We start from the raw sequence: 25,792 nt of genomic DNA, 5'->3' as shown, positions 1-25,792 counted from the left end.
ATTTAAGGGAGGTTTCTATTTTTGTCGGACAAAGGGGTTCAGGTTTTCGGGTGGCTTAAAATTGAAGTGATCAGCGAACTATGGAACCTGTGAATTAGAGAGGAACTTTGGCAGGAGTTCGAACGAGCCTGTCCAGGCTGAGTTCATAGAAAATTTTCGATTCAAATGTTTTCCTGCCTTGCATACGCTAATTCACGGAAAACAAACCATTTATACAACTGAATATCAATGTTTTAAACCCGTTTATAACCACATTTTCTATTTCTGAAATCTTTTTACCGTATCTTTGGAAAGAGGTTGTGCAACAGGCACGTGGGTTTGGCGTCAGGCGGGCTGACGTTCTAAACGGAAATTTCGTGCCGAAATTTCCGCCCGAACGCCAAGCCCTGAACCGTTATGAGGAATGCTATCAAAACTCCCGTAGAAAATTGGAAACAATAAGAAAATACTACAAACCAATTCAACCGACAGTTTCTAAAAATGACGGAGAAATAACTTATCAAGAAACCTGTTGTGCATTTAGAAATTAAAAAGAAAAAAGATTGTTCATTTGATTAAAAAATCGTATATTTAATTGGTTACCAAGCCATTAAATACATGAACAATCTCATTCAAAACTACGAAATTATTTTAAAAGAATTGACAAAAACCTGCAACCATATTACCACTAAGAAGCAAATCAGACTTCCAAAAATGTCCGACTTGGAACTTGTGGCACTTAATATTACCGCAGAATACATGTCGATTAACTCTGAACTACAGTTGTTTAGGTGTATTTCGGGAACTGGTTTGGACGAAAAGATAGAAAGAAGCGTATATAACAGAAGGAAAAGAAAACTTTTCCCTTACATTGAGAAAATTCGGGAAACTCTGAGCGGAAAGTTTGCAGACTTTACCGACGTCTTCATTGTGGATTCAACACCCATTGAAATATGTAAAATAAGCAGGGCAAATCGTTCCGCAATTTGCTCTACGGATGAAATCAAACCTGCATTTGGATATTGTGCGGCGCAGAAGTCAAGATATTTTGGCTATAAACTACATGCAGTTTGTGATAAGAATGGAATCTTTCACTCTTTTGATTTTTCGCCCGCAAATGTCCACGATGTAAATTATCTTTTCGATATTAAAGAAAATTTTCAAAATTGTTTATTAATCGGAGACAGAGGATATATCAGCAAAGAATTGCAAGTGGATTTATTCAATTTCTCCAAGATTAATCTTTCGGTTCCTATGCGCAGGAATCAACATGGTTTTGTGGAGTTTTCAAGGACGAAATCAAAAATAAGAAAGAGAATTGAAACCAATATCTCGCAACTGTGCGGACAGTTCACCATAAACACGAACTTTGCAAAAACCTTTCAAGGTCTTGCGACAAGAATAGTGTCAAAAATAACTTCTTTCACAATGATTCAATACCTGAATTTCTTCGTGTTTAAAAGAAGTTTAAATAAACTAAAAGTTAATTTGTGCTAAATGCACAACAGGTTATCAAGAAATTCATCCAAAAAACGAAATCCAAAATTTTGTTTACTGTTTTTGGCAACTGAAAACCAAAAGAAAATTATCAGAAGATTTCAATTATTGTGTTGTTTCTGATGGTTGTATTGATATTTTTTTTGACAATAAACAACCTGAGGAAAGTTTTGTTATGGGATTTTGTAGAAAATTTACTGAATTCAACATAGGAAAAGAGTTTAATTATATCGGCATTCGTTTTTTGCCAACTGCTTTTCCAATATTATTCGGAATAAACGCTAAAAAATTGAGTAATCACTCACAGGAATTGAAAAATATAAATCCCGAAATTTATAATTGGATATGTTCCGAAATAAAACCAAGAACTTCATTTGAAGATATTTCAAAAAAATTGAACAAAAAATTGTTAGAGGTTATTCATAATCAAAACATAGAATTAGACCAGCGTTTTTTGAACTCACTAATTCTAATTTTTCAAAAAAAAGGTTTCTTAGATACAGAAAAAGATTTGGATACAGGTTTAAGTCCTCGACAATTACGAAGAATTTTTGATTACTATATTGGAACAACAGCAAAATCTTTTAGTAATGTTATTCGCTTTCAATACATTTTAAATGCAAAACCTTCCCAACAAAGTTTGAAAAATAATAAACTCTATTTTGACGTTGGTTTTTTTGACCAAGCACACTTTATTAAAAACTTCAAAACATTTTATGGAGTAACTCCTTCCGAAGCGTTCCGTTAGTTTGTCCGATTTTTACAATTCCAGCTGTTAATCTCAAACTAAATTTGTAAAACAAAATCGATTATAATGAAAACGATATTATTAACCGCATTTGTTTTGCTTTTTGGAATTTCAAATGCACAAACCACAAACAAAATGAAACTTAACGCAGGAATTATTACAGAAAAATTAAGTGAAACCAAAAAATTCTACACAGAAGTGTTGGACTTTGGAGTGAGTTTTGAAAATGAATTTTATATTCTTTTGCACACACCAAACAATTCGTCAGAAATCAGTTTTTTGCAACCGAACCATCCAAGTCAAAAACCTACTTTCCAATCAGCATTTAACGGAAAAGGTGTTTATTTGACTATAGAAGTTGAAAATGTGGACGAAATTTATAAAAGGCTGAAAGACAAAGCTGTTTCAATGGAGTTTGAAATCCGTGATGAACTTTGGGGCGACAGACATTTTGCAATTAAAGACCCAAATGGAATTGGAATTGACATTGTAAAATACTCACCACCACAAGACAAATAGTTATGAAAACGCAACTTCCTAACGATTTAAAAGGTGCAAAAAATATTGGTGCAACTATTGAGAAACGCCTAAATGAAATAGGCGTTTCTCCCTTGCAGACCTTGCTGAAATAACACCAGTAAAAGCATATCAAAGTATCTGCAAACAAAATCCCGACAAAACATTTCCAGTTTGTTATTATTTGTACTCACTGCAAGGGGCTTTGCTTGAATTACATTGTGACGACTTGCCGACAGAACTAAATATAGAACTGCGAAAACAAGTTGAGAAGAAAAGAAGCACATACGCCTATCATCGGTAACCGTTGCACAACTCCAAATTTTCAGGATTTCCAAGTAAAAGCATAAAAAAGACCTCCGTTAAAGTGATTTAAGGGAGGTTTCTATTTTTTTTCGGGCAAAGGAGCTGAGGTTTTCGGGTGGCTTAAAATGAAGTGATCAGCGAACTGTGGAACCTTTGGTTAGAGGAACTTTGGCAGGAGTTCGAACGAGCTCGTCCAGGCTGAGTTCATAGAAGATTTTCGGTTCAAATGTTTTTCCTGCCTTGCATACGCTAATTTACTGAAAAACAAGCTATCTATACAACAGAATATCAATATTTTAAACTCTCTTATAACCACATTTTCTATTTCTGAAATCTTTTTTACCGTATCTTTGAAAAGAGGTTGTGCAACAGGCACAGCGGTTTTGAGCAATTGCTGGTTTTGTTTAAACGTGAGGCTTTTCTTCACGAAAAACTTTTATCTTTAACAGAAATTAATCAACCCGCTGGCATCGCAACTGCGCAAAGCCGCGGCACGTTAGCGGCAAGCGAAAATCGCCTCAAGCCTTACCTATTCCGAGCATTGCTTTTGTCAGTTTGTTATCTCGCGGTCTATCTTCGACGCTTTTTTACTTCGTTTGATGCAATAATCAATATTGGATCATTGTTATGATGATTCTTTTCGTACCTTTATAGGTGAAATTTAAAGAACAACTTAATATTATGAATCATGACAATCACTAAAGGATTATTAGTTCGTTTAGAAGCGAAACATGGTAAAGATGACGAGGTGGAAGATTTCCTTTCGTCTGCCCTTCCGCTAGTACGGCAAGAGGCTGGAACAAAAGCTTGGTTTGCCCTCCGTTTTGGCCGGTCCGAATATGGCATCATTGATTTTTTCCCTGATGAAGCGTCCCGTGATGCACATCTTAAAGGAGCAGTTGCCACCGTTTTAATTCAGAAAGCAGATGAATTATTTGAAACCTCCCCGGATATTCAAAAAATAGATATTCTCGCCAGCAAATTACCATCCGTAGCGCCAGCAGAAACTAATACAAAAGGACTATTGCTCACATTTAAAGCAAAAGAGGGCCACGAGCAGGAAGTGATACAATTTTTAAAAGATGCTCAGCCTTTGGTCATGGCGGAAGAAGATACAATAGCTTGGTTTGCTATCCATCTACCGAATGATGAGTACGGCATTTTCGATGTTTTTCCTGACAATGGTGGCCGTTTAAAGCATCTTGTAGGCCGCGTTCCTCAAGAATTAGCCAAACATGCACTTTCATTGCTTGGCAGTTTCCCAGATATGCATTTGCTTAAAATTACAGCCGAGAATTTTAATCCTTGAGTAAAATAAAGAAACTCATTATCCAAATGTCTGCCGCTAACACACGTAACCGTTGCACAACCCCAAATTTTCAGTATTTCCAAAGTAAAAGCATAAAAAGCGACCTCCTTTGAAGCGATTTAAGGGAGGTTTCTATTTTTGTCGGACAAAGAGTTCAGAATTTAGGGTGACTTAAATTGAAGTGATCAGCGAACTATGGAACCTTTGGTTAGAGGAACTTTGGCAGGAGTTCGAACGAGCCATTGCAGGCTGAGTTCGTAGAATATTTTCGGTTCAAATGTTTTTCTGCCTTGCTTACGCTAATGTACGAAAAATTAACCATTTATACAACTGAATATCAATATTTTAAATTCGTTTATAAACACATTTTCTATTTCTGAAATCTTTTTTACCGTATCTTTGAAAAGAGGTTGTGCAACAGGCACATTGTGTTGGCAAAATGCGGAGGAAAGTAACAAGTTGAACTTTTTGTGAATTTATCCGCCGCTGCTTTTTTATTCCACAAAAAAGAGTAATTTAGTGTAAGAAAAAAGCATCGGCTACGTTTAGGTCTAAATTGAACTTATCGTTCCATTTAGCCCGCACTTCGCCAATACTTTTTTGTTAGCAGAAATTTCATAAAATAACGCAAACAAAATATATCATAGAAATGGACTCAATAAAACTAAAAGAATTAAATGACCAAGAATTACTTCAAGAAAAAAAGAAATTTGACACTAACAAAATAATAAATGCATCATTAATTGGATTATTTTTAGGGGTTTTTGCATATAGCGCAGTAAAAAGCGGATTTACCTTTTTTACTTTTTTTCCTTTGTTCTTTGCTTTTATACTGTTTATCCGTGGACAGAAAAGAAATGAATTTGAAAAAGAATTAAAAAATGAAATAAATTCAAGAAATTTAAAATAAAATGGGCGAAAATTGCCAAAATTGCGGACAAATTGTAATCGGAAATTTTTGTAGTAACTGCGGACAGAATTCTACCTTTGACAGAATTGACAAAAATTATGCGAAAAATGAATTTCTTAACTTAATTGGTTATGAAAAGGGGTTTTTATATACTTTCAAGGAATTATTATTAAGACCAACTCAAAACATTTCCGCTTATCTAAAAACAAACAGAAATAAACTTACAAAGCCATTAACATTTTTGATTTTATCTTCCGTTATCTATACTCTAGTTGTAAATTATCTTCAAATAGTAATAGAAAACGAGGAAAAATTTAAAGAAATTTATGGAAATTCAAGCATTATCACAATATTTAATTGGATTCAGGGAAATTATGGATATGCAAATATTTTGATGCTTTTATTTGTTGCTTTTTGGACCAATATTTTTTTCAGAAAATATAAATTCAATTTTTATGAAGTCATTGTTATACTTTGCTTTGTGGTCGGTGAATCTATGTTATTGTTATCTATTGAACCAATTATTTCAAAATATTTGAAAATTCCAATTTTAAGTAGTGCGATTTATTGGCTAGTTTTTGCATATATTAGTTTTGCAATTGGAAGTGTTTTTGAAAGAAAATTTTCTAGTTATCTAAAAGCATTTTCCGCATACATTATAGGAATGCTCACCTTTGGAATTTTAGCATCAATAATTGCAATTATTTATGACATAATAATTAAATGATGAATAAAGAAACTTTTGAACATGGGTTTTGCAAGATGCGGGGTGAAGGAAATGTTAGATAATTTGTAGAAAATACCCGCAAAAAACTTTTCCATTTTTTAGTTTTTTCATAATTTTAAAAAATGGAAAAATATTTTGCTAGCGTTCGGTTCTCCTCTTCACTTTTAGTTGAAGTAGCCCCGCACCTAGCAAAGCCCCGTTCCGTTATCTGTCATTTTAAACAAAAAACCGTTAAAAATTAAATATTATGAAGGAATACAAAGTTGAATCTTTAATTTATTACACTAAGTTAACACTTGATTCTGAACACATTGTGAAAAAGTCAAAAGAAGAAATTCAAGAAAAATTGGATGAATATTCTAAAAATGGATATAAACTAACTTCAACGACTTCAACCAATTTCGGATTTGCAGTTTATATTTATTTGTTTTTTGAAAAAGATGCTTAAAGAAAAGATTACAATTTTCTTTAAAAAATATTTTCCAGAGTTCGCTTTGATTTTCATAAGTGTTATTCTTGCATTTGCATTAACTGAATGGAGTAATAATCAAGGTAAAAAAGTCTCTCAAGAAAAAATTCTATTAGAAATATCAAATGGTTTAAAAAGTGATAGTTATGATGTGATGAGCAATATTGAGGCTCATAAAAATGGAGATAAGGCTTGTAAATTTTGGAGGAAAGCAATTGTAGAAAACAAAGCAGAAAATGATTCAGTTGCAATGTATTACTTTTTACTTACTAGAAGTTTAATTTCTGTTCAAAATATTACTGCATACGAAACTTTAAAATCTAAGGGTTTAGAAGCAATAGAAAATGATTCTTTGCGAGAAAAAATTATTCATTTATACGAATTTGACTATGAAGTAATGAGAAAATTCGAAGAAGAATATCAAGAAAATCAGTTTTTTGACAACTATTTTATTGAGATAAATAAAAAAATTGCCCCAAATTTGAAATTTGATAAAACAACTGGACACATTATTGGAATAAATCTACCAATTAAATTAAATAATGATGAAAGAAATATTCTTTTAAGTTATTTATGGAAAATACAGATAAGCAGACGTGAAAGAGCAATGGCTGGAAAGGGTTTAGTTAAGAAAATAAATGAACTGGATAAAAGAATTAATATTGAATTAAAAAACGACAGAGAACATAGGTAACCGTTGCACAACTCCACATTTTCAGTAATTTCCAAAGTAAAACCATAAAAAACGGCCTCCTTTTAAGCGATTTAAGGGAGGTTTCTATTTATGTCGGGCAAATGAGCTGAAGTTTTCGGGTGGCTTAAATTGAAGTGATCAGCGAACTGTGGAAGCTTTGGTTAGAAAGGAACTTTGGCAGGAGTTCGAACGAGCCATTGCAGGCTGAGTTCATAGAAGATTTTCGGTTCAAATGTTTTCCTGCCTTGCATACGCTAATTTACGGAAAACAAACCATTTATACAACTGAATATCAATATTTTAAACCCGGTTATAACCACATTTTCTATTTCTGAAATCTTTTTTACCGTATCTTTGAAAAGAGGTTGTGCAACAGGCACAGTGTATTGGCAAAAGGCGGGGGAGACGTTTTAAGTTGAAAGATTCGCCGGTTCAATAATCTAACGCAACAAATGTTAAAGAAATTAACTTATTTATTTTACGTTTGTCGCTATGAAAAATTACAGAAGATTAACCTTTGCCGAGAGGGTGAAAATTGAAGAATTCAGGAATCTTAAATACTCCGTCTCGCAAATTGCCAAAAAATTAAACAGAGCCAAATCCACCATCGCAAGAGAACTCAAAACCAACCGCTATGCACACTGTTCCTACAAGGCAGACCACGCCAACAGAAAAGCATTCTGCAGGTCGATGTACAGAAAGGACGGAAAAACAAAAATATCCTCCAATCCAAAACTTAAGGAATTCATCCACCAAAAGCTCGCCCTGCGCTGGTCGCCAGACCAAATATCCGTTACTTTGAAAAGACTTTACCCCAATGACAAAGCCATGAATATCTCCCACGAAGCCATTTATCTCTACATCTATGTACACTGTAAAAGTGAACTTAAAAAGGAACTTATTGCCCAGCTCCGGCAGGAAAGAAAATCCAGAGGAAACTTTAAAACAAGGGCCGTCCTGGAACCCAAAATTAAGGACCGTGTCTCCATCGACGAAAGACCCGAAGAAGTCCTTGGAAGGGAAATCCCCGGACATTGGGAAGGCGACCTTATCATCGGGAAAGACCACAAGTCATGCATCGGGACACTCGTCGAAAGATCCACGAGAACCATCATTATCGTTCCCCTAAAAAACAAGAACGCAGCCACGGTGAGAAAAGCTTTCGAAAAGGAACTCCTGAAAATTCCCAAAACCATGCGTAAAACACTTACCTACGACAATGGGACAGAAATGAGCGAACATAAACTCTTCACCAAAAACACCAAGATACAGGTCTATTTTACCCATCCCTACTCGCCCTGGGAAAGACCTACCAATGAAAACTCAAACGGCTTAGTGCGGGACTACTTCCCCAAAGGAACGGACTTCAATAAAATAACCAACAAAAAAATTAAACAGGTCCAAAACGAACTCAATGAGAGACCCAGAAAAGTTTTGGACTACCAAACCCCAAAAGATGTCTTTAACCAGTTCATCCTAAATCAATTAAAATGAAAAACAACGCTGTTGTCGAAGAAAATAAAATGTGGGGAACTTTTTGCCCAAAAAGGCTGAAAAAGTTATCCATATTTTATTTAAGATATCAAAACTTTATCATAATTTTACCCAATCTAACCGTTGCGTTAGATGTTTGAATCCACCATTTGAAAAATTATCCGCCGCTGCTTTTTCGTATTGATTTTCTTCTTAATTTAACAATCCGAAAAAAGCATCGGCTCCGTTTAGTCTTAATTGAACTTTTCGTTCCATTTAGCCCGCACTTCGCCAATACTTTTTCCGTTATCTGCAATGTTCCAAAAACTCCGCAACAAAATGAAATTCAGAATCTTAATAATTTTTGTATTATGTTTTGCTTTTTCTTGTAAAAATGAAAAATTAAATAAAGTTTCTGAAAATGAACAAGAAAGCATAAATTTCGTTCTTAAACAATTTCCATTTATTGACAAAAAACTGGAAAAAATTAAGAAAGTTGAATTTAACTCTTTAGCAATTTCACTTTACCGTAATATTGATAAAATAGATTATGACGAAATTTTAGTCTTTCAAAAAGGAAATAAATTTTATGCAATTCCTTTTCTTTCAAATATGTATTATGACTTTTGGAATTTTAAAAATGAAATTGAAAAAAGCAAATTTTCTAAAACAAATACAACATTCGAAAAAGAACTCCAAAAAAGTGCAGTTAACTTAAAATTAAGTGCTGACGAAAAACAGCAAGTTTTTATTCAACTTATTACAAGTGTTTTAAATACAGAAGATATGCTTGAAAAAAAACCTCAAATGTTCGAAGATTTTGTAGAATTTTCACCTCGAAAATCAAAATACAAGGATGAAGAGCCAAAAAATTGCTTGGAAAGAACATCAAAATTATTTAAAGAAATATTAGAAGATGGAAAAAATGGTATAAGACCTACTTACATTTGGGACAAAGAGAATGGACGAGTTTATAAATTATTTAACGAATCGCAAAATATAGATGAATATAATTTAAGAATTGAAACTTACCGAGTTGATTGTTATACAACACTCTATGAAATGTAAAAAGCACTGTCCATAACATCGGTAACCGTTGCACAACTCCAAATTTTCAGTATTTCAATAGTAAAACCATAAAAAACGACCTCCTTTAAAGCATTTAAGGGAGACTTCTATTTTGTCGAACAAAGGAGATTACATAAAAATTATAGAAGTTTTAACGACTTATTGCTAAAAATAGAAATATGAAATTAAAATTGTCCTCATTTATACTCGTTTTAACAACTATTTTCATTAATTCACAAACAATCATTCAAGGTGTTGTAAAGAACGAGGAAAACAAAAACCTGTCTTACTGCGCAATTGGAATTAAAGATACAGATATCGGAGCAATTACCAATGAAAATGGAATTTATAAAATCATTATTCCAAAGGAAGTGCAGAATAAAAATGTAGTTTTTAAAGCAGATGGTTATGAGGAGAAGAATGTTGAAATTTCAGAATTAAAAGTGAACCCCAATATATATTTAAAATTCAAAACTTCAAATATTCAGGAAGTGGTTTTAACCACAAAAAAATTAAAGGAAAAAACTATAGGGGAAAAATCTCGACCAATGTTGACCTTTTCTAAAATGTTTGAAAAAAATGTTCCAACGATTGAACAGGGTAATGTTTTTGAGATTTATAAAAAAACAAAATTGAAATCTTTCAGTTTTCATATTATTCCAAGTTCTAAATATGAAGAGATTACATTAAAGTTAAATATCTACGATGTGAAAAACTCGTTGCCAAACCAATCACTTTTGGATGAAAATATTATTTACAAAACCTCTACAAAAGGTTGGCAAACAATAGACTTATCAAAATATAAATTGATTTTTAATAATTTAGACAGAATCGCCGTTACACTGCAATTAGTCGACTACAATACTTTGGAGGACACAGATTTTGTTTTTGGAATTTCCGCAAAGAAATCACTCTCAAAAAATCTGATGTTTAGATTTCAAAGTCAATCGCTATGGGAAAAAAGCGATGGAACTTTTTTGACCAATATTAATGTTAGTTACGATGAAAAAGGAACAACTGACTTTCAGAGAAAAAACAATCATGAAGAAAAGAAGGAAAATGAAATTGAGAAAAAGCTGATTAGTTTTTATAAAGGAAGAGAAGAAGGTCTGAAAACAATTTACGGCAAAAATCCTAATGGAAAATATATAAACCTTGATGATGCCAAAATCTATTATGAAGAATATGGAATTGGAGAACCTTTAATCTTACTGGAAGGAAATAATGGATTAATTTCAGATTTTCATAATCAAATTCCATTTCTCTCAAAACAATTTCGTGTTATTGCATTGGACACAAGAGCGCAAGGGAAAAGTTTAGACTTTGCGGAAAAAGATTATGGTTATGAAAAACTTGCAGATGATTTGTTTCAAATAGTAAAACAATTGAAATTACAGAAAGTAAACATTCTTGGTTGGAGTGATGGCGGAATTACAGGTTTAATCTTTACTTCCCAAAATTCTAATCTTGTAAATAAATTAATTACAATTGGTGCAAATACAAACCCAAATGGCGTAAAAGAAGAATTATTACTATCGATCAAAGAAAGGTATGAAAATACGGATGACGAAAAAGAAAAGAGAAGATTGAACTTGATGATAAATTACCCAAATATTAGTGATAATGATTTGCAAAAAATAAAAAATCCTGTTTTAGTAATCGCAGGCGACAATGACGAAATTAAATTAGAACATACCAAAAAAATTGCTAAAAAGATTGAAAATGCAAAATTACAAATTATTCAAAATAGTACACATAATGTTCCTTTTGACCAACCTGAAATTCTCAATAATAAGATATTAAATTTCTTGAACAAATAAAAAACGGCAGATAACAAATTAGCTTTCGTCTTGTCCGTAGGACAGAAGATGAAAGCCCGTTGAACGGAAGCTCCGGTAGCTTTTCAGCAGTATGTTGATCCTTTTATGGAGTTGTCGTTTTTAGAATTTAGATACACAAAGCAGTTTTTTCGGAAGGACTGCTTTTTTTGTGGCGTTGGGTAACCTTGGGAAGTGGTTTCTGCGGGGTTTTGCGGGCTGTAGGGCACAGCTTCCCTTACCCGCAAAGGTGATTCCGCAGAGAAAGGTTGGTTAACGAAAAGAAAATCCTGTGGCGGACCGCGCTGCCCGAAAACGGCAATGGGCGCAAAGATTATCTCTTTGCCTTGCAGCAAGAGTGGGATTCCTACAAACACCTCCAGCAACAAATCATGGATACGGATTTGCAGATCGACCGGCTCCTGAAGGAATTCATCGAGAAGGACGACCATAAGAAACAGCATACCATTGAAAAAAAAAGCACAAGCGTAAAAATAAAAACGCAGTAAGCCAAACCGACATGAATTTAATTGCTTACCAATATTTTGAAGGGATAGACTTGATGGCGATTGAGGGGGTAAGCGAAGGGTTGATTATGGCTCTCATCGCAGAAGTCGGATTAGATGGGATTAGAAAATTCCCCACTGCAAAACAATTCACCGCATGGCTCAGGCTCGCCCCCAACAACAAAATAAGTGGTGGCAAAGTATTATCCAACCACATTCCGAAGGGAAGTTCGCGGCTGAAAATAGCATTCAGAAACACGGCCAATGCCATCGGCAACCTAAAGGAGGGATGGCTGGCAGAGTTCTTCAAAAGATTAAGCTACAAAAAAGGAAGGGCAACTGCTGTTTCTGCACTCGCCCGAAAGCTCGCCGTCATTATCTGGAATATGCTCGTTAAGAGGAAAGGGTACAATCCGCCTTCACAATACCTTTTTCTGGACGAGAAAAGAAAAATAGCAGCAGCCAAAAGAATACAAAAACAAATCACTAAATTTGGACTGACTAATAAGGATATTGAATTCAAAACAATTTGATTATCAATAGTAAAGTTTAACGTTAGTCAGAATTATAAACAGAGATTATGAATACAATTGACATAATAAAAATAATTCTTGGTTCATCTATAGCTACAACAGCTTTTATGACTTTGATTTCATTAATAGCTAAAACCTGGATTGTTGAACGAATTAAACTTGCTTTGCAAAAGGAGCATACTCAGTTTAATACTGACCTTCAATGGGAAGTGAAAGTAAGAGAAAGAGCAGAAGGAGTAGCAGAATATATTTCGTTGGCAAGGAGCCTACGTGAGAATTCAACAGAAGAAGAGTACAGAAAGGCTAACAAACTTTCGTGGGAATTAGCAATGTGGCTACCAGCAGAAATATATAGTCAAATGGTTCAAGCAATTGCTAATCCCAATCAAGCAAATAATGAGTTGACAGTAGTAATTGCCGTTAGAAAATTATTACTAAAAGAAAAAGCTGGAAACTTGACAGAAAACCAAATCGCCCACCATGCCCCTGGAATTGGAAAAAAATAACTGTGGCTAATAACTAAGCTTTCGTCTTTTCCGCAGGACAGAAGATGAAAGCCCGTTGAACGGAAGCTCCGGTAGCTTTTCAGCAGTATGATGGTCCTCTTATGGGGATGTCGTTTTTAGAATTTATTTACACAAAGCAGTTTTTTCGGAAGGACTGCTTTTTTGTGGCGTTGCATACGCTAATTTACGGAGAATAAACGATATATACAATTGATTTTCAATATTTTAAACCCGTTTATAACCAATTTTCTATTTCTGAAATCTTTTTTTTGCATCTTTGAAAAGACGTTGTGCAACAGGCACACTGTATTGGCAAAATGCGGGGAGAAGGGGAAGTTGAACTTTTTGTAAAATTTATCGCCGCTGCTTATTTATTCCACAAAAAAGAGTAATTTAGTGTAAGAAAAAAGCATCGGCTACGTGTAGTTTAAATTGAACTTTTCGTTCCATTTTGCCCGCACTTCGCCAATACTTTTTCCGTTATGTGCAATGCTATGAAAAATTCGCCACAAAACACGAAAAACAGATGAAATTTAGCGAAAATTTACAAAAATTATTACCTTTTGGTTATTTATTCCTTGTTGTTCTTGGAATAATTAAATAGAGTGTTTTTTATCACCAAATTGGAATAAATATTTTGAAATATTCAAACATTATGGACATTTTAATAAGTCCGATTGCTGATTTAACCTCACATCTAATTATTCTATTTGGTTTTATTATATTTTTTTCTGTACTTTCTTTGACTATTTACATTCTTTCCAAAAATCACAAAAAAGAATGGTTAAGAAAAATTGTCGGTTCTAAAAAATCCTTGACAAAATTATCAGAAGATGAAGTTAAATCATACTTTGGAAAAATATTTATTGTAATGTTTGCAATTGGTTTGCTTTCTTTCTTTCTCGGCATTGGAATCGGAAATGGGATTAAGGTTTCAGAAAAAATTTCAAATAATAACTTAAATTATGATTATAAAATAACTTTTAACACAAATGAAACAAAAGAGGTATATTTGATTGGCTCAAATAGTGCAAATTACTTTTATGTTGAAAAAGGAAATAAAAATGTGAAAATTTCACCAGTGGGAGCAATCAAGACTATAGAATTAACAAATAACAAGAACTAAATGAAAAATGAGAAACTAACCGAGAAAACCACCGAAGAATTAAAAAAAACTGAGAAATCATTAAAGGCAATAACAGGAATACTTTTGGGAACTTTAATTGTTCTCTTTGGACTTTCATTATACATAACTTTCACAAAAGGTTTTACACCCTTAATAATAATTCCAATCGCTTTATTACCAATTGGGATAGTAAATTTTAACACGATAAATAATATAAAAAAGGAGATTAACTCAAGAACAAAATCATAAAAGCACTGCACATAATAACTAAGCTTTCGTCTTGTCCGCAGGACAGAAGATGAAAGCCCGTTGAACGGAAGCTCCGGTAGCTTTTCAGCAGTATGATGATCCTTTTATGGAGTTGTCGTTTTTAGAATTTATTTACACAAAGCAGTTTTTTCGGAAGGACTGCTTTTTTTGTGGCGTTGGGTGGCCTTTGGAAGTGGTTTCTGCGGGGTTTTGCGGGCTGTAGGGTTTTTGATCGCTTTTGAAGTTCAAAAAGGTAATCTTTGATGTCTTCCGGGTCTAATTCGGTAGGGACTTTACCGAAATGAAGCGCTAAGGCTGCAACGTGACGGGAATAATTGTCGAAGGTACGCTTGCTTTTGCCCAGGATGGAGATATTTCTTTCGAAGCGTTGCAGAAGTTCGGCAAAACCGTTAACTTCGCTCAAGGCAGGCCTTAAATCCTCCGGAGATTTTTTTTTTGTAGCCATTTCATGAGTTTTTAAAAGGTTAATAAAAACAAAGTTACTAAAACGGCGAATGGGAAAAGCTACCGGAGGTTTAGTTCAACAATATATTTCTATATGCGGGGGTGAATTTTAGCAGTAAAACTATTTTGTCACCCAAGTCACAAAAAATTTCCCCGCTTCCAATTTTTTAGTAATTTAGCAGGCAGAGAAAATTTTTGTTCAGGGTGGTTATCAGTATGAAGATTTGTCATTCTTAGCCCCGCATACAGAAATACTTTTCCCGTTAGCGGTCAGGCTAACCGACATCGGTGCAAGCATGAATAATGGAACAAATACGACAATATTTTGAAAAAAACGTTAGGCTGACAGACAAAGATTGGCAGTTTTTTTCTTCAAAACTCATAAGGAAGGAGTTTCCTAAAAATTATATTCTCTTAAAAACGGGACAAACAGAAAACTACCTTTCATTTGTTAAAACAGGCATTGTGCGTTCCTATATTCCAAAAGAAGAAAACGACTTGACATTCGCTTTTATATTTGACAACAACTTTGTAAGTGGCTATAATTCATTCCTCACCCAAACACCTTCTTCTTACAACATAGAGACGCTAACAAAAACAACGCTTTGGCGACTGACATATAACGACCTGCAAAGCATATATAAGAAAACTGAAATTGGAAACACCATTGGACGACAGGCAAGCGAAGATTTGTTTCTCAAAAAATCCCAAAGAGAACTTTCGCTTCTAAACGAAACTGCCGAACAGCGTTACCTGAATTTATTTACCGAACAACCTAAACTCATAGAAAAAATCCCATTGAAATATATTTCTTCATACATTGGTGTTACCCCACAAGCGTTGAGCAGAATACGTAAACGTATTTTCTTAACTTAGGTTCATTGTTTCACACTATAAATATGCTGATCTTTGCCAAAAAGAATACAGATGAAACCTTTATTAGTATTACTTTCTGTGTTTTCAGTTTTGCTTTTTGCAACTAAAATTTTTCGTGGCAATTATGACTTTGCCTCGTCAGGAAGAATTGCAATGTCGGTAATGCTTGTGTTTACGGCAGTTGCACATTTCACATTTACCAAAGGTATGACAATGATGTTGCCCGATTTTATACCCTACAAAACGACAGTCGTTTATCTGACAGGAATTATAGAAATTGTGGCAGCAGTTGGACTTTTTATCCCGAGTTTACGAATAGTTACAGCGTGGCTGTTGATTGCATTTTTTCTCCTTATATTTCCTGCAAATATCTTTGCAGCTATAAATCATATTGACTATCAAAAAGGGACTTCTGACGGAAACGGATTGACGTATTTGTGGTTTAGAATACCGTTACAAATTCTGTTTATAGTTTGGACATATCTTTCAGCTATTAAAGGCTGACAAATGACACAGACCAACAGCCCGAACCGCTAACATCGGTAACCGTTGCACAACCCCAAATTTTAAGTATTTCCAAAGTAAAACCATAAAAAGCGACCTCCTTTAAAGCGATTTAAGGGAGGTTTCTATTTATGTAGGGCAAAGGAGCTGAGGTTTTCGGGTGGCTTAAATTGAAGTGATAAGCGAACTGTGGAAGCTTTGGTTAGAAAGGAACTTTGGCAGGAGTTCGAACGAGTCCGTCCAGGCTGAGTCCGTAGAAGATTTTCGGTTCAAATGTTTTTCCTGCCTTGCATACGCTAATTTACTGAAAACAAACCATTTATACAACTGAATATCAATATTTTAAACCCGTTTATAACCACATTTTCTATTTCTAAAATCTTTTTTTTGTATCTTTGAAAAGAGGTTGTGCAACAGGCACATTGTATTTCTATATACGGGGGTGAATGTTAGCAGTAGAACTATTCGTTAACCTTAGCCACAAAAAATTTCCCCGCTTCCAATTTTTTAGTAATTTAGTCAGCGGAGAAAATTATTGTTCAAGGCGGTTATTAGTAGCAAGATTTGTTATCCTCAGCACCGCATACAGAAATACTCTCTCGTTATCTGCAAGCATATCCAACCCATTTCATAGAAGGAATTTCACAAAAAAACTATCTAAGAATTTAAATTATAGTAATTTTATCTTAACAAAAAGAAATAACAAACAATGAAATTTTTATATTTAGCATTAGCGATTGTTCTTGAAGTTTTAGGTTCAAGTTTTATGAAAGCATCTGACGGATTTTCAAAACTTTTACCCACGACAATAACAATAATAGCATATATTGCTTGCTTTTTCTTCCTTTCTCAAGCATTAAAATCAATACCTTTAGGAATTGCTTATGCGATTTGGGGAGGTTTAGGAATTGTCTTAACTGCATTGATTTCAGTAATTATCTTTAAACAATCTTTGGATTTACCAGCAATTATTGGAATTATTTTGATTGTTACAGGTGTTTTTGTTATGAACTTTTTCTCTAAATCTTCAACACACTAAAAAATGCCTGCAGATAATAACTAAGCTTTCGTCTTGTCCGCAGGACAGAAGATGAAAGCCCGTTGAACGGAACCTTCGGGAGCTTTTTTGGCAGTCTATGGAGTTATTGTTTTTAGAATTTATTTACACAAAGCAGTTTTTTCGGAAGGACTGCTTTTTTTGTGGCGTTGGGTAGCCTTGGGAAGTGGTTTCTGCGGGGTTTTACGGGCTGTAGGGCACAGCTTCTATAGTTCCCCCCAAAGTTTGGACAGCAAATCTTAAAAGTTAAGTTTGATTTTGTGTGTTTTTGAAGGTAGCAGTTTTGCATATTTCCACATAGGAAAAATCCTTTCAAAGATTTTTCCGTGTAGTGTGGGAATGTGTAAAACTGCGTGAACTTTCATTATGCTGCTTTTTTCTCCTTTTGGTTAAACATTTGTGCAGGAACTTCGTAACCTAAGCTTTGGTGTCTCCTGCTGTGGTTGTAGTAGGCAAAATACTTGTTCAAACCAATATAGCACTCTTTTCCGTCTTGATAGGCATAAAGATAAACATTTTCATATTTTACGCTTCGCCAGAGCCTCTCGACAAAGATATTGTCCAGTGCCCGGCCTTTGCCATCCATACTCTGGCGGATGGTTTTGTGGGATTTCACATATTCGGTAAACAAGTCTGAAGTGAACTGGCTTCCCTGATCGGTATTAATGATTTCAGGCTTTCCGTAGGTTTCGATGGCTTCATCCAGAACATCGCGGCACCACTCCGCGGTCATCGTGTTGCTCAGGCTCCAGCCCACCACATAGCGGCTGTAGAGATCGATGATGGCAACAAGATACAGGTATCCGCCCCTTACCGGGATATAGGTGATGTCCATCGCCCAAACCTGGTTGGGATGGGTTATGGGCAGGTTCTTCAGCAAATACGGAAAAATTTTATGCTTTTTTCCCTTCCCTTTTTTGCTGGTGCTGGGTCCGGGAGCAGAAGCGCTGATGCCCATCAGTCGGTAAAGCCGCTCCACACGCTTTTTATTGACTAAAAGCCCACAATCTTTATTGAGCCACTGCACCATTCTGGGAACGCCCTTCCAGGGATGTTCCATAAACTCCCTGTCTATCATCTCCATCAGCTTCAGGTTCAAATCGCTCTCCGGAACTTTTTTGTAATAATGGCTGCTGCGAGAGATCTGTAAAAGTTCGCACTGCTTCTTTACGCTGATTTTTTCCCCCTTGCCGATGTGTGTTTTTCTTTCCGAGACACTCTGCTTCATGACAAGGCTTTTTTTAAAAAATCAATCTCCATTTTCTGCTGGCCGATCACTTTGTAAAGCGATTCTACATCTTCTTTTTTCTCTTCTGAAGCCTTCTCCTTACCGAAAATCTCCGCTCCGTTCTTGAGGAACTCCTTTTTCCAGGTTGTAATCTGATTGGGATGCAAATCGTGCTTTTTGGCAAGTTCGTGCAGTGGAAGACGCTCCGACAAGGCTTCTACGACAACCTTGAACTTAAACTGCGAATTGAATTTTCTTCTCTGTGACATATTGTAAATTTAATAGGTTTTTTCCAACTAAACTTACTGTCCCATTTTCGGGGGGAACTATATTCCCTTACCCGCAAAGGTTATTCCGCAGAGAAAGGTTGGGTGAATCATAGGATTTTATAATGATTTTAATCGGTCTGCTAAAAAAATAGTATGCAGGCAGCATCCGTAGGCCACGCAAATGTGGCGAACCCGCAAAAATTAACCTTTTCTCTCCCGTTCCTGACTTATTCAGCTCACACCCCAAAGGTGTTCGCGGGATTAAAAAATAAGGGATGCAGCATAAAGGGGATGCTGTATCCGTTCTGCAGATAGGGCCTTGAATCTTTAGGCGTTACAGCAGGCAGCGTCCGCAGAAAAAAAGAAAGCGGACCGGCCGCTTTCTTTTGCCGTTTTGTGGTCTCAGTGATGGATGTGGAACCTTCAGCTTAGGAGTCAGCTTTCAGGTTACGGTCTTTTAGCCTCTACACCACCTTCACAAGCTGCAGGGCATTATGCGAGCCGCTTTTCAGGATATACTGCTCTCCGTTCATTTCCTGGAAGAATTCCACCAGCACATAGAACATCAGCGTCCCTTCCAGTTCCGGCATATGGTCAAGGACAAGGGTGAGGTCAGAAGGCCCTGCAGTGATCGGTATCAGCTGCTGCTCTGCGTAAACGGTTTCCCTGGTCTCATTTTTAGCATTGATTACGGCACACGCCAACGCAAGCCTCACGTGTGTCGCAGCTTCTGCAATCACAAGATGCTCTGCCGGATGGAAACCGGGAATGCTCAGTGAACCCGTTGCAGTATCAAGCTGGTAACTGGCTTTCAGGATCATGCTCAGCGGCGCGTGTTTGTTGAACTCGAAACCTTCCAGGAGCTGTTTTCCTTCAGCGGTTTCCAAGCCCTTGGCAAACTGCCTTTGGCCACGGGCTGAGGTCACGTCCAGATTCTTCACCTGTGCAGCTACACTCACCAGTCTGCTTGAAGCGCGCATATCCTTTGCGCGGTTCAGGAATACCACGATGCTGGCCCGGATCAGTTTGCCCGCTTTGTTGATGTTGCCGAACTCGTTCATGTTTTCACGGGTTCTTTCAAAATTGGCATCATTAAGGATCCTCGCTTTTTCGATGCCGCCCTTAGCGCGTACCTGGTAACCTTCTGAGGTTTTGTAGAAAGACATACCGTCCAGTTTGCCTTTCAGTTTTAAGATGGAATTTTCTCGTGCCATAATTTCAAAAATTTTTAATTAATAATTATTTAAATTCAAGGTAATGGATTGCGCAATTCATTGACGTTACAAATGTATTTATGGCCATACAGTATTGCAAATGAGGGTATTGCGTTTTGTCAGTTTTATAACGTTTTTGTCGTTTTTTGTACTTTTTTGCACATGATAACCGCAGAAAAATATCTTCCTGCCTCACTGAAATAAATTGGTTTTCTTCGATGAATTAATTTTTTCAGACCGGAACGTGTGGACTTTTGCCGCTGTTTAAAATATAAAGCAGCAGAAAAATCTCTGCACTCTGCTTTAAAAGAATTTTAGTCAAACTAATATGTCCTAGGTTAGGCGGTGGTTGCTCTGTTAATATAAAATAGCCGGAAGCGGTAATGGGCTGGTGCAATTTTAAATTAAAGTCAAAGGAATGTCAAAGGAAAGTCAAAGGAAAGTATAAGTAAAGGGCAAGGCTGGTAACATCCGTATACGGTCAAAATGAAACAGAACGGACATTGCGTTACATTTTTGGATTATGGACGTAAGCCCGGAAGACGTCCGCAAACGCTTGGAATAAGAGCATTATAAAGCCGCCTCAGTGGTGAGACGGCTCCTTTTTTATGAATGCCTAAGAGGTTGTCAGTCCACACCGCCTTTTCTGATCGGTTCCTGCACTGACGGCCATTCTGCGGCTTTACCGGTCCTTGGGTTGACAGGAAGCCTCATCTTTTCATTGGAGGCCTTTTCCGGATCTTCGCTGGCCATATAGGTGAGGATGGCGATGAGTGCAACGTTGTTTTTCAAATCATCAAATACAATCTTGTCATAAGTGTCCCGCTGCGTATGCCAGGTATAGTTTCCGTAAGCCCAGTTGAGCGAGCCCAGCATAAAGCCAGGAACACCGGCCGCGACGAACGAAGCGTGGTCACTGCCGCCACCGCCCGGCGAACCCGGGAAAGTAAATTTTATTTCTCTTGTAAGTTCGCTGGGTGCCGCTGCAAACCATCTGCCTAAATAATCGTAGGCATTTACAAATCCCGAACCGCTCACGTTCACAATTCTGCCGGTGCCGTTATCCTGGTTGAAAACCGCCTGTACATTCGGCATCTGGTCTTTATGCGCTGATACATAGGCGCGGCTGCCGTTCAGTCCCTGTTCTTCACTGCCCCAAAGCCCCACAATAATGGTTCGTTTGGGGTTAGGGTAGAGCTTCTTCAGGATTCTGGCAACCTCCATCATCATGACGGTTCCGGTCGCGTTGTCGGTGGCACCGGTTCCTCCATCCCAGGAATCGAGGTGTGCCGAAAGGATAACGTATTCATTGGCTTTTTCGCTTCCCTTGATTTCTGCAACGGTGTTGAAGGTTGGTGCCATGCCCCGATCCTTGCTGTTGGCCACGATTTTTAGCTTTGGTGTTACACCGTTCTGGAGCATCCGGTAGAGTTGTCCGTAATCCTCAAGCGAAATATCTACAGCAGGGATTTTCTTCGTTCCTGCACTGAAGATCTTGTTGACTCCAAAACCGCGGCTCCAGTTGCTGAGAACCAGTCCCGCAGCCCCGGCATCCTCAAAAGGTTTATTAAGGGTTCTCCAGGTTAGCCCCAGAGTCTCCAGAGACTGGTTCCATTCTCTGGTTGCGGCTTCAGTTTCTTTTTTATACTTCTCAAAAGATTCCGGAGTCGCAAATTCCTTCCAGTTGTACTCCGGGCGTCCGCTCGGCTGGTACTGCGAGACCATAACCAGCTTGCCTTTTACTTTTGGAAGCCATTTGTTGAACTCTTCTTTTGATTTAAAGGTTGGCAGCATAATCACTTCTGCGGTGACACCTTTAGCACCTGTTGCAGGGCTGAAGGCCAGCTGCATACCTTCCAGGGATTTTACGTGGGGATAAACCATTTCTACCGACGAGGTGCCGCGCTCCCAAGATTTCCATTCACCGTACTGTTCATTCCTGGCATCGATGCCCCAGCTCTTGAATTTGTTTATGGCCCAGTCATGTGCCTGTTTCATTTTAGGAGTTCCAACGAGCCTTGGTCCAATCCCGTCCACCAGCTCATAAGCCAGTTTTTCAGTTTGTGAGTTGCTGTAGGCTTCATTCATGATCGATTTCACCATTTCCTGCTGCGTTTGTGCGGTTGAGAATGTAAAAGCGATAACGGCCGAAGCCATAAAAAGTTTAGTGTAGTTCATGATTTTTTCATTTTACGGGCTTGAAGATAATAAATTTTGTTGAATGGCTGCGTCAGTCCTGCACCAAAGCTGGTTTGAAGGTTCTAAACTGTAGTGTAAAATTATTCAGACCAGTTAAAATGTATGGGCTTTATGGATTGCCGGGAAGATTTTAGCAGGGTATTTCGCAAAATCACTAACTTTATGCCTCCAAAATTTAAACCTATGACTTCAAAAGAAAAAGTGGCTGCATTAAGAAAGAAAATGCAGGAAGAGAATATTGATGCCTTTATTGTTTATTCCGCTGATCCCCATATGAGCGAGTATTTGCCTGATGAGTGGCTTGAAAGGAGCTGGCTTTCAGGTTTCACGGGTTCTGCGGGGTTTGTGTTGGTTACTCATGATAAAGCTGCACTCTGGACGGACGGCCGCTATTTCGTGCAGGCTCCCGTTGAACTGGAAGGCTCGGATTTTGAACTGATGAAAATGGGTGAGGAAGGCGTTCCCGAGTATACCGACTGGCTGAAAACTGAAGTAAAAGAAGGCGGAACGGTTGCGGTAAACGCTTTGGCAACGTCCAATACAAACTGGACAGACCTGGAGGACAAACTGGCTTCAAAAAATATTAAAGTAGTCGATATTCCCTTTTTAAAAGAGATTTGGGTAGATAGAACTTCAGATAAAACTAAAAATCCAGTTTTTGTACATCCGGTAGAACGGGCCGGTAAATCCGTAAGCGATAAACTGGCTGCCATCCGCAAGAAAATGGAGGAACAGGAAGCCACCTTCCATATTATTGCCAGTTTGGATGATGTTGCCTGGACGCTGAATTTAAGAGGAAGTGATGTGGATTATAATCCGGTTTTCCTGGGGTATATCACACTTTCAAAGGGTAACGCCACACTTTATGTAGATCTTGAAAAACTGACTGATGATGCTAAGAAACACCTTGCAGATTCGGGTGTGGATGCGAGACCTTACAGTGATTTTTTCCTGGATCTAAAAGCGGTGAAAGATCAGAAAGTCCTAATTTCGCCTAATACCAATCAAGCCATTTTTGATACCCTTAAAAGCAGCAATCAATTCATTAAAGCACCGGTTCCGGGCAATCTGATGAAAGCGCAAAAAAATGCAGCCGAACTGGAAGGTTTCAGAACCGTGATGCAAAGGGACGGCGTGGCGATGGTAAAATTCCTTTACTGGCTTTCCCAAACCGCCGGGAAAGAACCGTTGACAGAATATTCCATCAGCGTGAAACTGAGAGATTTCCGGGCGGAAGGCAAGAATTTTGTGGGTGAAAGTTTCGGTTCTATCATCGGTTATAAAGGAAACGGCGCCATCGTGCATTATTCCCCAAAAGAGGACGGCAGCAAGGCCGTAACCAATGACGGCAGCATCCTTATTGATTCTGGCGGACAATACCTGGAAGGAACAACCGATATCACCCGCACGGTGGCCTTAGGCGCTGTAACCGACGGGTTTAAAAAGGATGTAACCCTGGTTCTGAAAGGTCTGATCGGTCTTTCAATGGTAAAATTTCCGAAGGGTACACGCGGTGTACAGCTCGATGCATTTGCCAGAATGCCGCTTTGGTTACAGGGTAAAGACTACAATCACGGTACGGGCCACGGTGTGGGCAGTTTTATGAATGTTCACGAGGGGCCGCAGAACATCAGAAAAGATATGAACTTTCAGGAACTGCTTCCGGGAATGGTTTGCTCCAACGAGCCGGGATTCTATGTAGAAAACAGTTACGGTATCCGTCACGAAAACCTTGTGGCGGTGCAGGAGGTCACCAGCACATCTGGCGCAACCTTCTACGAATTTGAAACGTTAACCATTTGCCCGTTCGACAGAAACATTATCATCGCAGAAATGCTGACTGAACCTGAGCGAAACTGGCTCAACAGCTATCACCAGTGGTGCAGGGAAAAACTTGAAAACGACCTGGAAGGCGAGGTGAAAGATTGGTTCCTGGAACAGGTGAAACCTCTGTAAATTAATAATTAATAAGGAATAATTGATCACTGAAACTGTGGAATTTCTGCACTTTTAGTTTTACAGACTTTTGCAGATGTAATTTCAAAAATATTTTTCTGTAAGATATTGGTTATCTGTAAAAATTGTTTTATTTTTGCAGCCTGTTAATCAACCTCTGACGAAGGACGTGAATGTTGTTTAGCTCGGCAAACAATTTTTTATACAAAAAAATGGATTTATTAAAGTACGTACAGGACAAGTACATTGCTAAAAAAGAATTCCCGGAATTCAAAGCCGGTGACACCATCACCGTGTATTACGAGATCAAAGAAGGTAACAAAACCAGAACACAGTTCTTTAAAGGAACAGTGATCCAGTTGAGAGGAACAGGACTTACCAAAACTTTCACCATCAGAAAGATGAGCGGTGACATAGGGGTAGAGAGAGTTTTCCCGATCAACATGCCGGCTTTGCAAAAAATCGAAGTGGACAGAAGAGGTAAAGTTAGAAGAGCAAGAATCTACTACTTCAGAAATCTTCGCGGTAAGAAAGCAAGAATCAAAGACGCTGCTTACAAAAAGAGCTAAGATAATTCAGACAACAACAATAGAAAAACCACTCGGATCCGTTCGGGTGGTTTTTCGCTTTTTGCAGACTGATGATTTGGGCGTATCCTTCACTCGGTCATTGTGCGCTCGCTGCGCTCGCGCTCCATTCCCTCGCTCAGGCCGGGCTTCTCCAGGCTGCACTTCGTTTCGGTGCTGCGCTTCGCTCCGCACTGCTCCCTGCGGTCGCACCTTCCATATCCCTTACGCAGAAAAACGGTTGATTATCAGTTAAGTCCAGCCGTTTTTTATATCGCAGAAATTCTGTAATTTAAAGCCTCTGAAAAAATTGTGAAAAATGATCGATAAAAGAGTAAAAAATGCAGAAGAAGCCATTGCCGGTATCCAAAGCGGAATGACGCTCATGCTGGGCGGTTTCGGGTTGTGCGGCATCCCTGAAAACTGCATCAGCGCCTTGGCTGAAAGCAATGTAACCGACTTGACCTGCATATCCAATAACGCCGGTGTGGATGACTTTGGTCTTGGTTTGCTTCTTCAAAAGAAGCAGATCAGGAAAATGATTTCCTCTTATGTAGGCGAAAATGCTGAGTTCGAACGCCAGATGCTTTCCGGTGAGTTAGAAGTAGAACTCACGCCGCAGGGAACCTTGGCCGAAAAATGCCGTGCCGCCCAGGCCGGAATTCCTGCTTTTTATACACCGGCCGGTTACGGAACAGAAGTAGCGGAAGGCAAAGAAGTTAAAGAATTCAACGGGAAACCGCATATTCTGGAACATGCTTTTGAAGCGGATTTCTCCATCGTAAAAGCCTGGAAGGGCGACCACGCCGGCAACCTGATTTTCAAAGGTTCAGCACGCAATTTCAACCATCCGATGGCAGGAGCCGCAAAAATCACCATTGCCGAAGTGGAAGAACTTGTGGCACCGGGCGAACTCGACCCGAACCAGATCCACATTCCCGGAATTATGGTGCAGCGCATCTTCCAGGGACAGCAGTACGAAAAGAGGATAGAACAAAGAACTGTAAGAAAAAAGGAAATTTGAA

28 protein-coding genes are annotated in these 25,792 nt (G+C 37.7%); 23 read left to right on the top strand and 5 right to left on the bottom strand.

Annotated elements, in window-relative coordinates:
- Positions 1 to 597 precede the first annotated feature (597 nt).
- From CKV81_RS02755 to CKV81_RS02665, 17 genes are all read left to right on the top strand, one after another.
- Positions 598 to 1,476: an IS982 family transposase gene (locus tag CKV81_RS02755; protein ID WP_095070070.1), complete on the top strand. Its 879-nt coding sequence runs from the start codon at positions 598 to 600 to the stop codon at positions 1,474 to 1,476.
- On the top strand, positions 1,466 to 2,224 hold the full coding sequence (locus CKV81_RS02750; protein WP_095070202.1) for an AraC family transcriptional regulator: 759 nt from the start codon (positions 1,466 to 1,468) through the stop codon (positions 2,222 to 2,224). Before CKV81_RS02755 ends, CKV81_RS02750 begins: the two co-directional genes overlap by 11 nt.
- Positions 2,225 to 2,359: 135 nt before the next feature.
- Positions 2,360 to 2,743 carry a VOC family protein gene (locus CKV81_RS02745; RefSeq protein ID WP_095074167.1) on the top strand — a complete coding sequence of 128 codons (384 nt, stop codon included), beginning with the start codon at positions 2,360 to 2,362 and terminating at the stop codon, positions 2,741 to 2,743.
- Positions 2,744 to 2,852: 109 nt separating this feature from the next.
- Complete coding sequence (locus CKV81_RS13675; RefSeq protein ID WP_198409835.1) at positions 2,853 to 3,044, top strand: TfoX/Sxy family DNA transformation protein; 192 nt, start codon at positions 2,853 to 2,855, stop codon at positions 3,042 to 3,044.
- Between the two features lie 690 nt (positions 3,045 to 3,734).
- On the top strand, positions 3,735 to 4,355 hold the full coding sequence (locus CKV81_RS13730; protein WP_095070198.1) for a putative quinol monooxygenase: 621 nt from the start codon (positions 3,735 to 3,737) through the stop codon (positions 4,353 to 4,355).
- Positions 4,356 to 5,004: 649 nt separating this feature from the next.
- The gene (locus CKV81_RS02725) at positions 5,005 to 5,265 is read left to right on the top strand and encodes a hypothetical protein (protein ID WP_095070196.1); all 261 of its coding nucleotides are present in this window, start codon (positions 5,005 to 5,007) and stop codon (positions 5,263 to 5,265) included.
- Between the two features lies 1 nt (position 5,266).
- A complete protein-coding gene (locus CKV81_RS02720) occupies positions 5,267 to 5,992 on the top strand; it encodes a DUF3667 domain-containing protein (RefSeq protein ID WP_095070194.1) in 726 nt (241 codons plus the stop codon).
- Between the two features lie 247 nt (positions 5,993 to 6,239).
- Positions 6,240 to 6,440, top strand: a complete 201-nt coding sequence (locus CKV81_RS02715; RefSeq protein ID WP_095070192.1) for a DUF4177 domain-containing protein — start codon at positions 6,240 to 6,242, stop codon at positions 6,438 to 6,440.
- Complete coding sequence (locus CKV81_RS02710) at positions 6,433 to 7,155, top strand: hypothetical protein (RefSeq protein ID WP_095070190.1); 723 nt, start codon at positions 6,433 to 6,435, stop codon at positions 7,153 to 7,155. The genes CKV81_RS02715 and CKV81_RS02710 overlap by 8 nt, the downstream gene beginning before the upstream one ends.
- Before the next feature lie 492 nt (positions 7,156 to 7,647).
- On the top strand, positions 7,648 to 8,649 hold the full coding sequence (locus tag CKV81_RS02700) for an IS30 family transposase (RefSeq protein ID WP_095069381.1): 1,002 nt from the start codon (positions 7,648 to 7,650) through the stop codon (positions 8,647 to 8,649).
- Between the two features lie 318 nt (positions 8,650 to 8,967).
- The gene (locus CKV81_RS02695; protein WP_157727348.1) at positions 8,968 to 9,696 is read left to right on the top strand and encodes a hypothetical protein; all 729 of its coding nucleotides are present in this window, start codon (positions 8,968 to 8,970) and stop codon (positions 9,694 to 9,696) included.
- A gap of 179 nt (positions 9,697 to 9,875) precedes the next feature.
- Positions 9,876 to 11,516 (top strand): alpha/beta fold hydrolase, encoded by a 1,641-nt coding sequence (locus CKV81_RS02690; RefSeq protein ID WP_095070184.1) that lies wholly within the window; start codon positions 9,876 to 9,878, stop codon positions 11,514 to 11,516.
- Between the two features lie 266 nt (positions 11,517 to 11,782).
- On the top strand, positions 11,783 to 12,022 hold the full coding sequence (locus CKV81_RS13285) for a hypothetical protein (protein ID WP_157727347.1): 240 nt from the start codon (positions 11,783 to 11,785) through the stop codon (positions 12,020 to 12,022).
- A gap of 11 nt (positions 12,023 to 12,033) precedes the next feature.
- On the top strand, positions 12,034 to 12,552 hold the full coding sequence (locus tag CKV81_RS02680) for a transposase (protein ID WP_095070180.1): 519 nt from the start codon (positions 12,034 to 12,036) through the stop codon (positions 12,550 to 12,552).
- A 47-nt stretch (positions 12,553 to 12,599) separates the two neighbouring features.
- A complete protein-coding gene (locus CKV81_RS02675) occupies positions 12,600 to 13,058 on the top strand; it encodes a hypothetical protein (RefSeq protein ID WP_095070178.1) in 459 nt (152 codons plus the stop codon).
- Positions 13,059 to 13,713: 655 nt separating this feature from the next.
- Positions 13,714 to 14,184 (top strand): hypothetical protein, encoded by a 471-nt coding sequence (locus tag CKV81_RS02670; RefSeq protein WP_258454472.1) that lies wholly within the window; start codon positions 13,714 to 13,716, stop codon positions 14,182 to 14,184.
- Complete coding sequence (locus CKV81_RS02665) at positions 14,185 to 14,433, top strand: redox-active disulfide protein 2 (protein WP_095070176.1); 249 nt, start codon at positions 14,185 to 14,187, stop codon at positions 14,431 to 14,433.
- Between the two features lie 121 nt (positions 14,434 to 14,554).
- Here CKV81_RS02665 and CKV81_RS02660 read toward each other — a convergent pair whose 3' ends face one another.
- Complete coding sequence (locus CKV81_RS02660; protein WP_095070174.1) at positions 14,555 to 14,899, bottom strand: phage integrase N-terminal SAM-like domain-containing protein; 345 nt, start codon at positions 14,897 to 14,899, stop codon at positions 14,555 to 14,557.
- A gap of 302 nt (positions 14,900 to 15,201) precedes the next feature.
- Between CKV81_RS02660 and CKV81_RS02655 the strand changes: the two genes are divergently transcribed.
- From CKV81_RS02655 to CKV81_RS02645, 3 genes are all read left to right on the top strand, one after another.
- A complete protein-coding gene (locus tag CKV81_RS02655) occupies positions 15,202 to 15,774 on the top strand; it encodes a Crp/Fnr family transcriptional regulator (protein ID WP_095070172.1) in 573 nt (190 codons plus the stop codon).
- Positions 15,775 to 15,825: 51 nt separating this feature from the next.
- Positions 15,826 to 16,278: a DoxX family protein gene (locus CKV81_RS02650; RefSeq protein ID WP_095070170.1), complete on the top strand. Its 453-nt coding sequence runs from the start codon at positions 15,826 to 15,828 to the stop codon at positions 16,276 to 16,278.
- 709 nt (positions 16,279 to 16,987) lie between these two features.
- On the top strand, positions 16,988 to 17,317 hold the full coding sequence (locus tag CKV81_RS02645) for a DMT family transporter (protein ID WP_095070168.1): 330 nt from the start codon (positions 16,988 to 16,990) through the stop codon (positions 17,315 to 17,317).
- A gap of 382 nt (positions 17,318 to 17,699) precedes the next feature.
- Here CKV81_RS02645 and CKV81_RS02640 read toward each other — a convergent pair whose 3' ends face one another.
- The 4 genes from CKV81_RS02640 to CKV81_RS02625 all read right to left on the bottom strand — a co-directional run bounded on the left by CKV81_RS02640 (position 17,700) and on the right by CKV81_RS02625 (position 22,224).
- Positions 17,700 to 18,563 carry an IS3 family transposase gene (locus tag CKV81_RS02640; RefSeq protein ID WP_095069800.1) on the bottom strand — a complete coding sequence of 288 codons (864 nt, stop codon included), beginning with the start codon at positions 18,561 to 18,563 and terminating at the stop codon, positions 17,700 to 17,702.
- Positions 18,560 to 18,832: a transposase gene (locus tag CKV81_RS02635; RefSeq protein WP_095069798.1), complete on the bottom strand. Its 273-nt coding sequence runs from the start codon at positions 18,830 to 18,832 to the stop codon at positions 18,560 to 18,562. The genes CKV81_RS02640 and CKV81_RS02635 overlap by 4 nt, the downstream gene beginning before the upstream one ends.
- 464 nt (positions 18,833 to 19,296) lie before the next feature.
- Positions 19,297 to 20,046 carry a hypothetical protein gene (locus CKV81_RS02630; protein ID WP_095070166.1) on the bottom strand — a complete coding sequence of 250 codons (750 nt, stop codon included), beginning with the start codon at positions 20,044 to 20,046 and terminating at the stop codon, positions 19,297 to 19,299.
- A 627-nt stretch (positions 20,047 to 20,673) separates the two neighbouring features.
- Positions 20,674 to 22,224 carry a M20/M25/M40 family metallo-hydrolase gene (locus tag CKV81_RS02625; protein WP_095070164.1) on the bottom strand — a complete coding sequence of 517 codons (1,551 nt, stop codon included), beginning with the start codon at positions 22,222 to 22,224 and terminating at the stop codon, positions 20,674 to 20,676.
- A 204-nt stretch (positions 22,225 to 22,428) separates the two neighbouring features.
- Between CKV81_RS02625 and CKV81_RS02620 the strand changes: the two genes are divergently transcribed.
- The 3 genes from CKV81_RS02620 (at position 22,429) to CKV81_RS02610 (ending at position 25,791) form a co-directional block, all read left to right on the top strand.
- Positions 22,429 to 24,201 carry an aminopeptidase P family protein gene (locus tag CKV81_RS02620; protein ID WP_095074165.1) on the top strand — a complete coding sequence of 591 codons (1,773 nt, stop codon included), beginning with the start codon at positions 22,429 to 22,431 and terminating at the stop codon, positions 24,199 to 24,201.
- 212 nt (positions 24,202 to 24,413) lie between these two features.
- A complete protein-coding gene (rplS, locus tag CKV81_RS02615) occupies positions 24,414 to 24,770 on the top strand; it encodes a 50S ribosomal protein L19 (protein WP_095074160.1) in 357 nt (118 codons plus the stop codon).
- 316 nt (positions 24,771 to 25,086) lie between these two features.
- On the top strand, positions 25,087 to 25,791 hold the full coding sequence (locus CKV81_RS02610; RefSeq protein ID WP_095070162.1) for a CoA transferase subunit A: 705 nt from the start codon (positions 25,087 to 25,089) through the stop codon (positions 25,789 to 25,791).
- Position 25,792: the final 1 nt, after the last annotated feature.

This window comes from Chryseobacterium taklimakanense (assembly GCF_900187185.1).
Taxonomy (GTDB): domain Bacteria; phylum Bacteroidota; class Bacteroidia; order Flavobacteriales; family Weeksellaceae; genus Planobacterium; species Planobacterium taklimakanense.
The sequence above is the reverse complement of the archived record's forward strand: the minus strand, read 5'-3'. Positions and strand labels throughout refer to the sequence as shown.

Excerpts from the sequence above, each read along its gene's own strand:
- CKV81_RS02625 (WP_095070164.1), bottom strand. The coding sequence starts at position 22,224 with ATGAACTACACTAAACTTTTTATGGCTTCGGCCGTTATCGCTTTTACA.
- CKV81_RS02755 (WP_095070070.1), top strand. The coding sequence starts at position 598 with ATGAACAATCTCATTCAAAACTACGAAATTATTTTAAAAGAATTGACA.
- rplS (WP_095074160.1), top strand. The coding sequence starts at position 24,414 with ATGGATTTATTAAAGTACGTACAGGACAAGTACATTGCTAAAAAAGAA.
- CKV81_RS02670 (WP_258454472.1), top strand. The coding sequence starts at position 13,714 with ATGGACATTTTAATAAGTCCGATTGCTGATTTAACCTCACATCTAATT.
- CKV81_RS02700 (WP_095069381.1), top strand. The coding sequence starts at position 7,648 with ATGAAAAATTACAGAAGATTAACCTTTGCCGAGAGGGTGAAAATTGAA.
- CKV81_RS02655 (WP_095070172.1), top strand. The coding sequence starts at position 15,202 with ATGGAACAAATACGACAATATTTTGAAAAAAACGTTAGGCTGACAGAC.
- CKV81_RS02715 (WP_095070192.1), top strand. The coding sequence starts at position 6,240 with ATGAAGGAATACAAAGTTGAATCTTTAATTTATTACACTAAGTTAACA.
- CKV81_RS02675 (WP_095070178.1), top strand. The coding sequence starts at position 12,600 with ATGAATACAATTGACATAATAAAAATAATTCTTGGTTCATCTATAGCT.
- CKV81_RS02610 (WP_095070162.1), top strand. The coding sequence starts at position 25,087 with ATGATCGATAAAAGAGTAAAAAATGCAGAAGAAGCCATTGCCGGTATC.
- CKV81_RS02665 (WP_095070176.1), top strand. The coding sequence starts at position 14,185 with ATGAAAAATGAGAAACTAACCGAGAAAACCACCGAAGAATTAAAAAAA.
- CKV81_RS02695 (WP_157727348.1), top strand. The coding sequence starts at position 8,968 with ATGAAATTCAGAATCTTAATAATTTTTGTATTATGTTTTGCTTTTTCT.
- CKV81_RS02680 (WP_095070180.1), top strand. The coding sequence starts at position 12,034 with ATGAATTTAATTGCTTACCAATATTTTGAAGGGATAGACTTGATGGCG.
- CKV81_RS02650 (WP_095070170.1), top strand. The coding sequence starts at position 15,826 with ATGAAACCTTTATTAGTATTACTTTCTGTGTTTTCAGTTTTGCTTTTT.
- CKV81_RS02620 (WP_095074165.1), top strand. The coding sequence starts at position 22,429 with ATGACTTCAAAAGAAAAAGTGGCTGCATTAAGAAAGAAAATGCAGGAA.
- CKV81_RS02745 (WP_095074167.1), top strand. The coding sequence starts at position 2,360 with ATGAAACTTAACGCAGGAATTATTACAGAAAAATTAAGTGAAACCAAA.
- CKV81_RS02635 (WP_095069798.1), bottom strand. The coding sequence starts at position 18,832 with ATGTCACAGAGAAGAAAATTCAATTCGCAGTTTAAGTTCAAGGTTGTC.
- CKV81_RS02720 (WP_095070194.1), top strand. The coding sequence starts at position 5,267 with ATGGGCGAAAATTGCCAAAATTGCGGACAAATTGTAATCGGAAATTTT.
- CKV81_RS02645 (WP_095070168.1), top strand. The coding sequence starts at position 16,988 with ATGAAATTTTTATATTTAGCATTAGCGATTGTTCTTGAAGTTTTAGGT.
- CKV81_RS02630 (WP_095070166.1), bottom strand. The coding sequence starts at position 20,046 with ATGGCACGAGAAAATTCCATCTTAAAACTGAAAGGCAAACTGGACGGT.
- CKV81_RS02640 (WP_095069800.1), bottom strand. The coding sequence starts at position 18,563 with ATGAAGCAGAGTGTCTCGGAAAGAAAAACACACATCGGCAAGGGGGAA.
- CKV81_RS02660 (WP_095070174.1), bottom strand. The coding sequence starts at position 14,899 with ATGGCTACAAAAAAAAAATCTCCGGAGGATTTAAGGCCTGCCTTGAGC.
- CKV81_RS02710 (WP_095070190.1), top strand. The coding sequence starts at position 6,433 with ATGCTTAAAGAAAAGATTACAATTTTCTTTAAAAAATATTTTCCAGAG.
- CKV81_RS02725 (WP_095070196.1), top strand. The coding sequence starts at position 5,005 with ATGGACTCAATAAAACTAAAAGAATTAAATGACCAAGAATTACTTCAA.
- CKV81_RS13730 (WP_095070198.1), top strand. The coding sequence starts at position 3,735 with ATGACAATCACTAAAGGATTATTAGTTCGTTTAGAAGCGAAACATGGT.
- CKV81_RS02690 (WP_095070184.1), top strand. The coding sequence starts at position 9,876 with ATGAAATTAAAATTGTCCTCATTTATACTCGTTTTAACAACTATTTTC.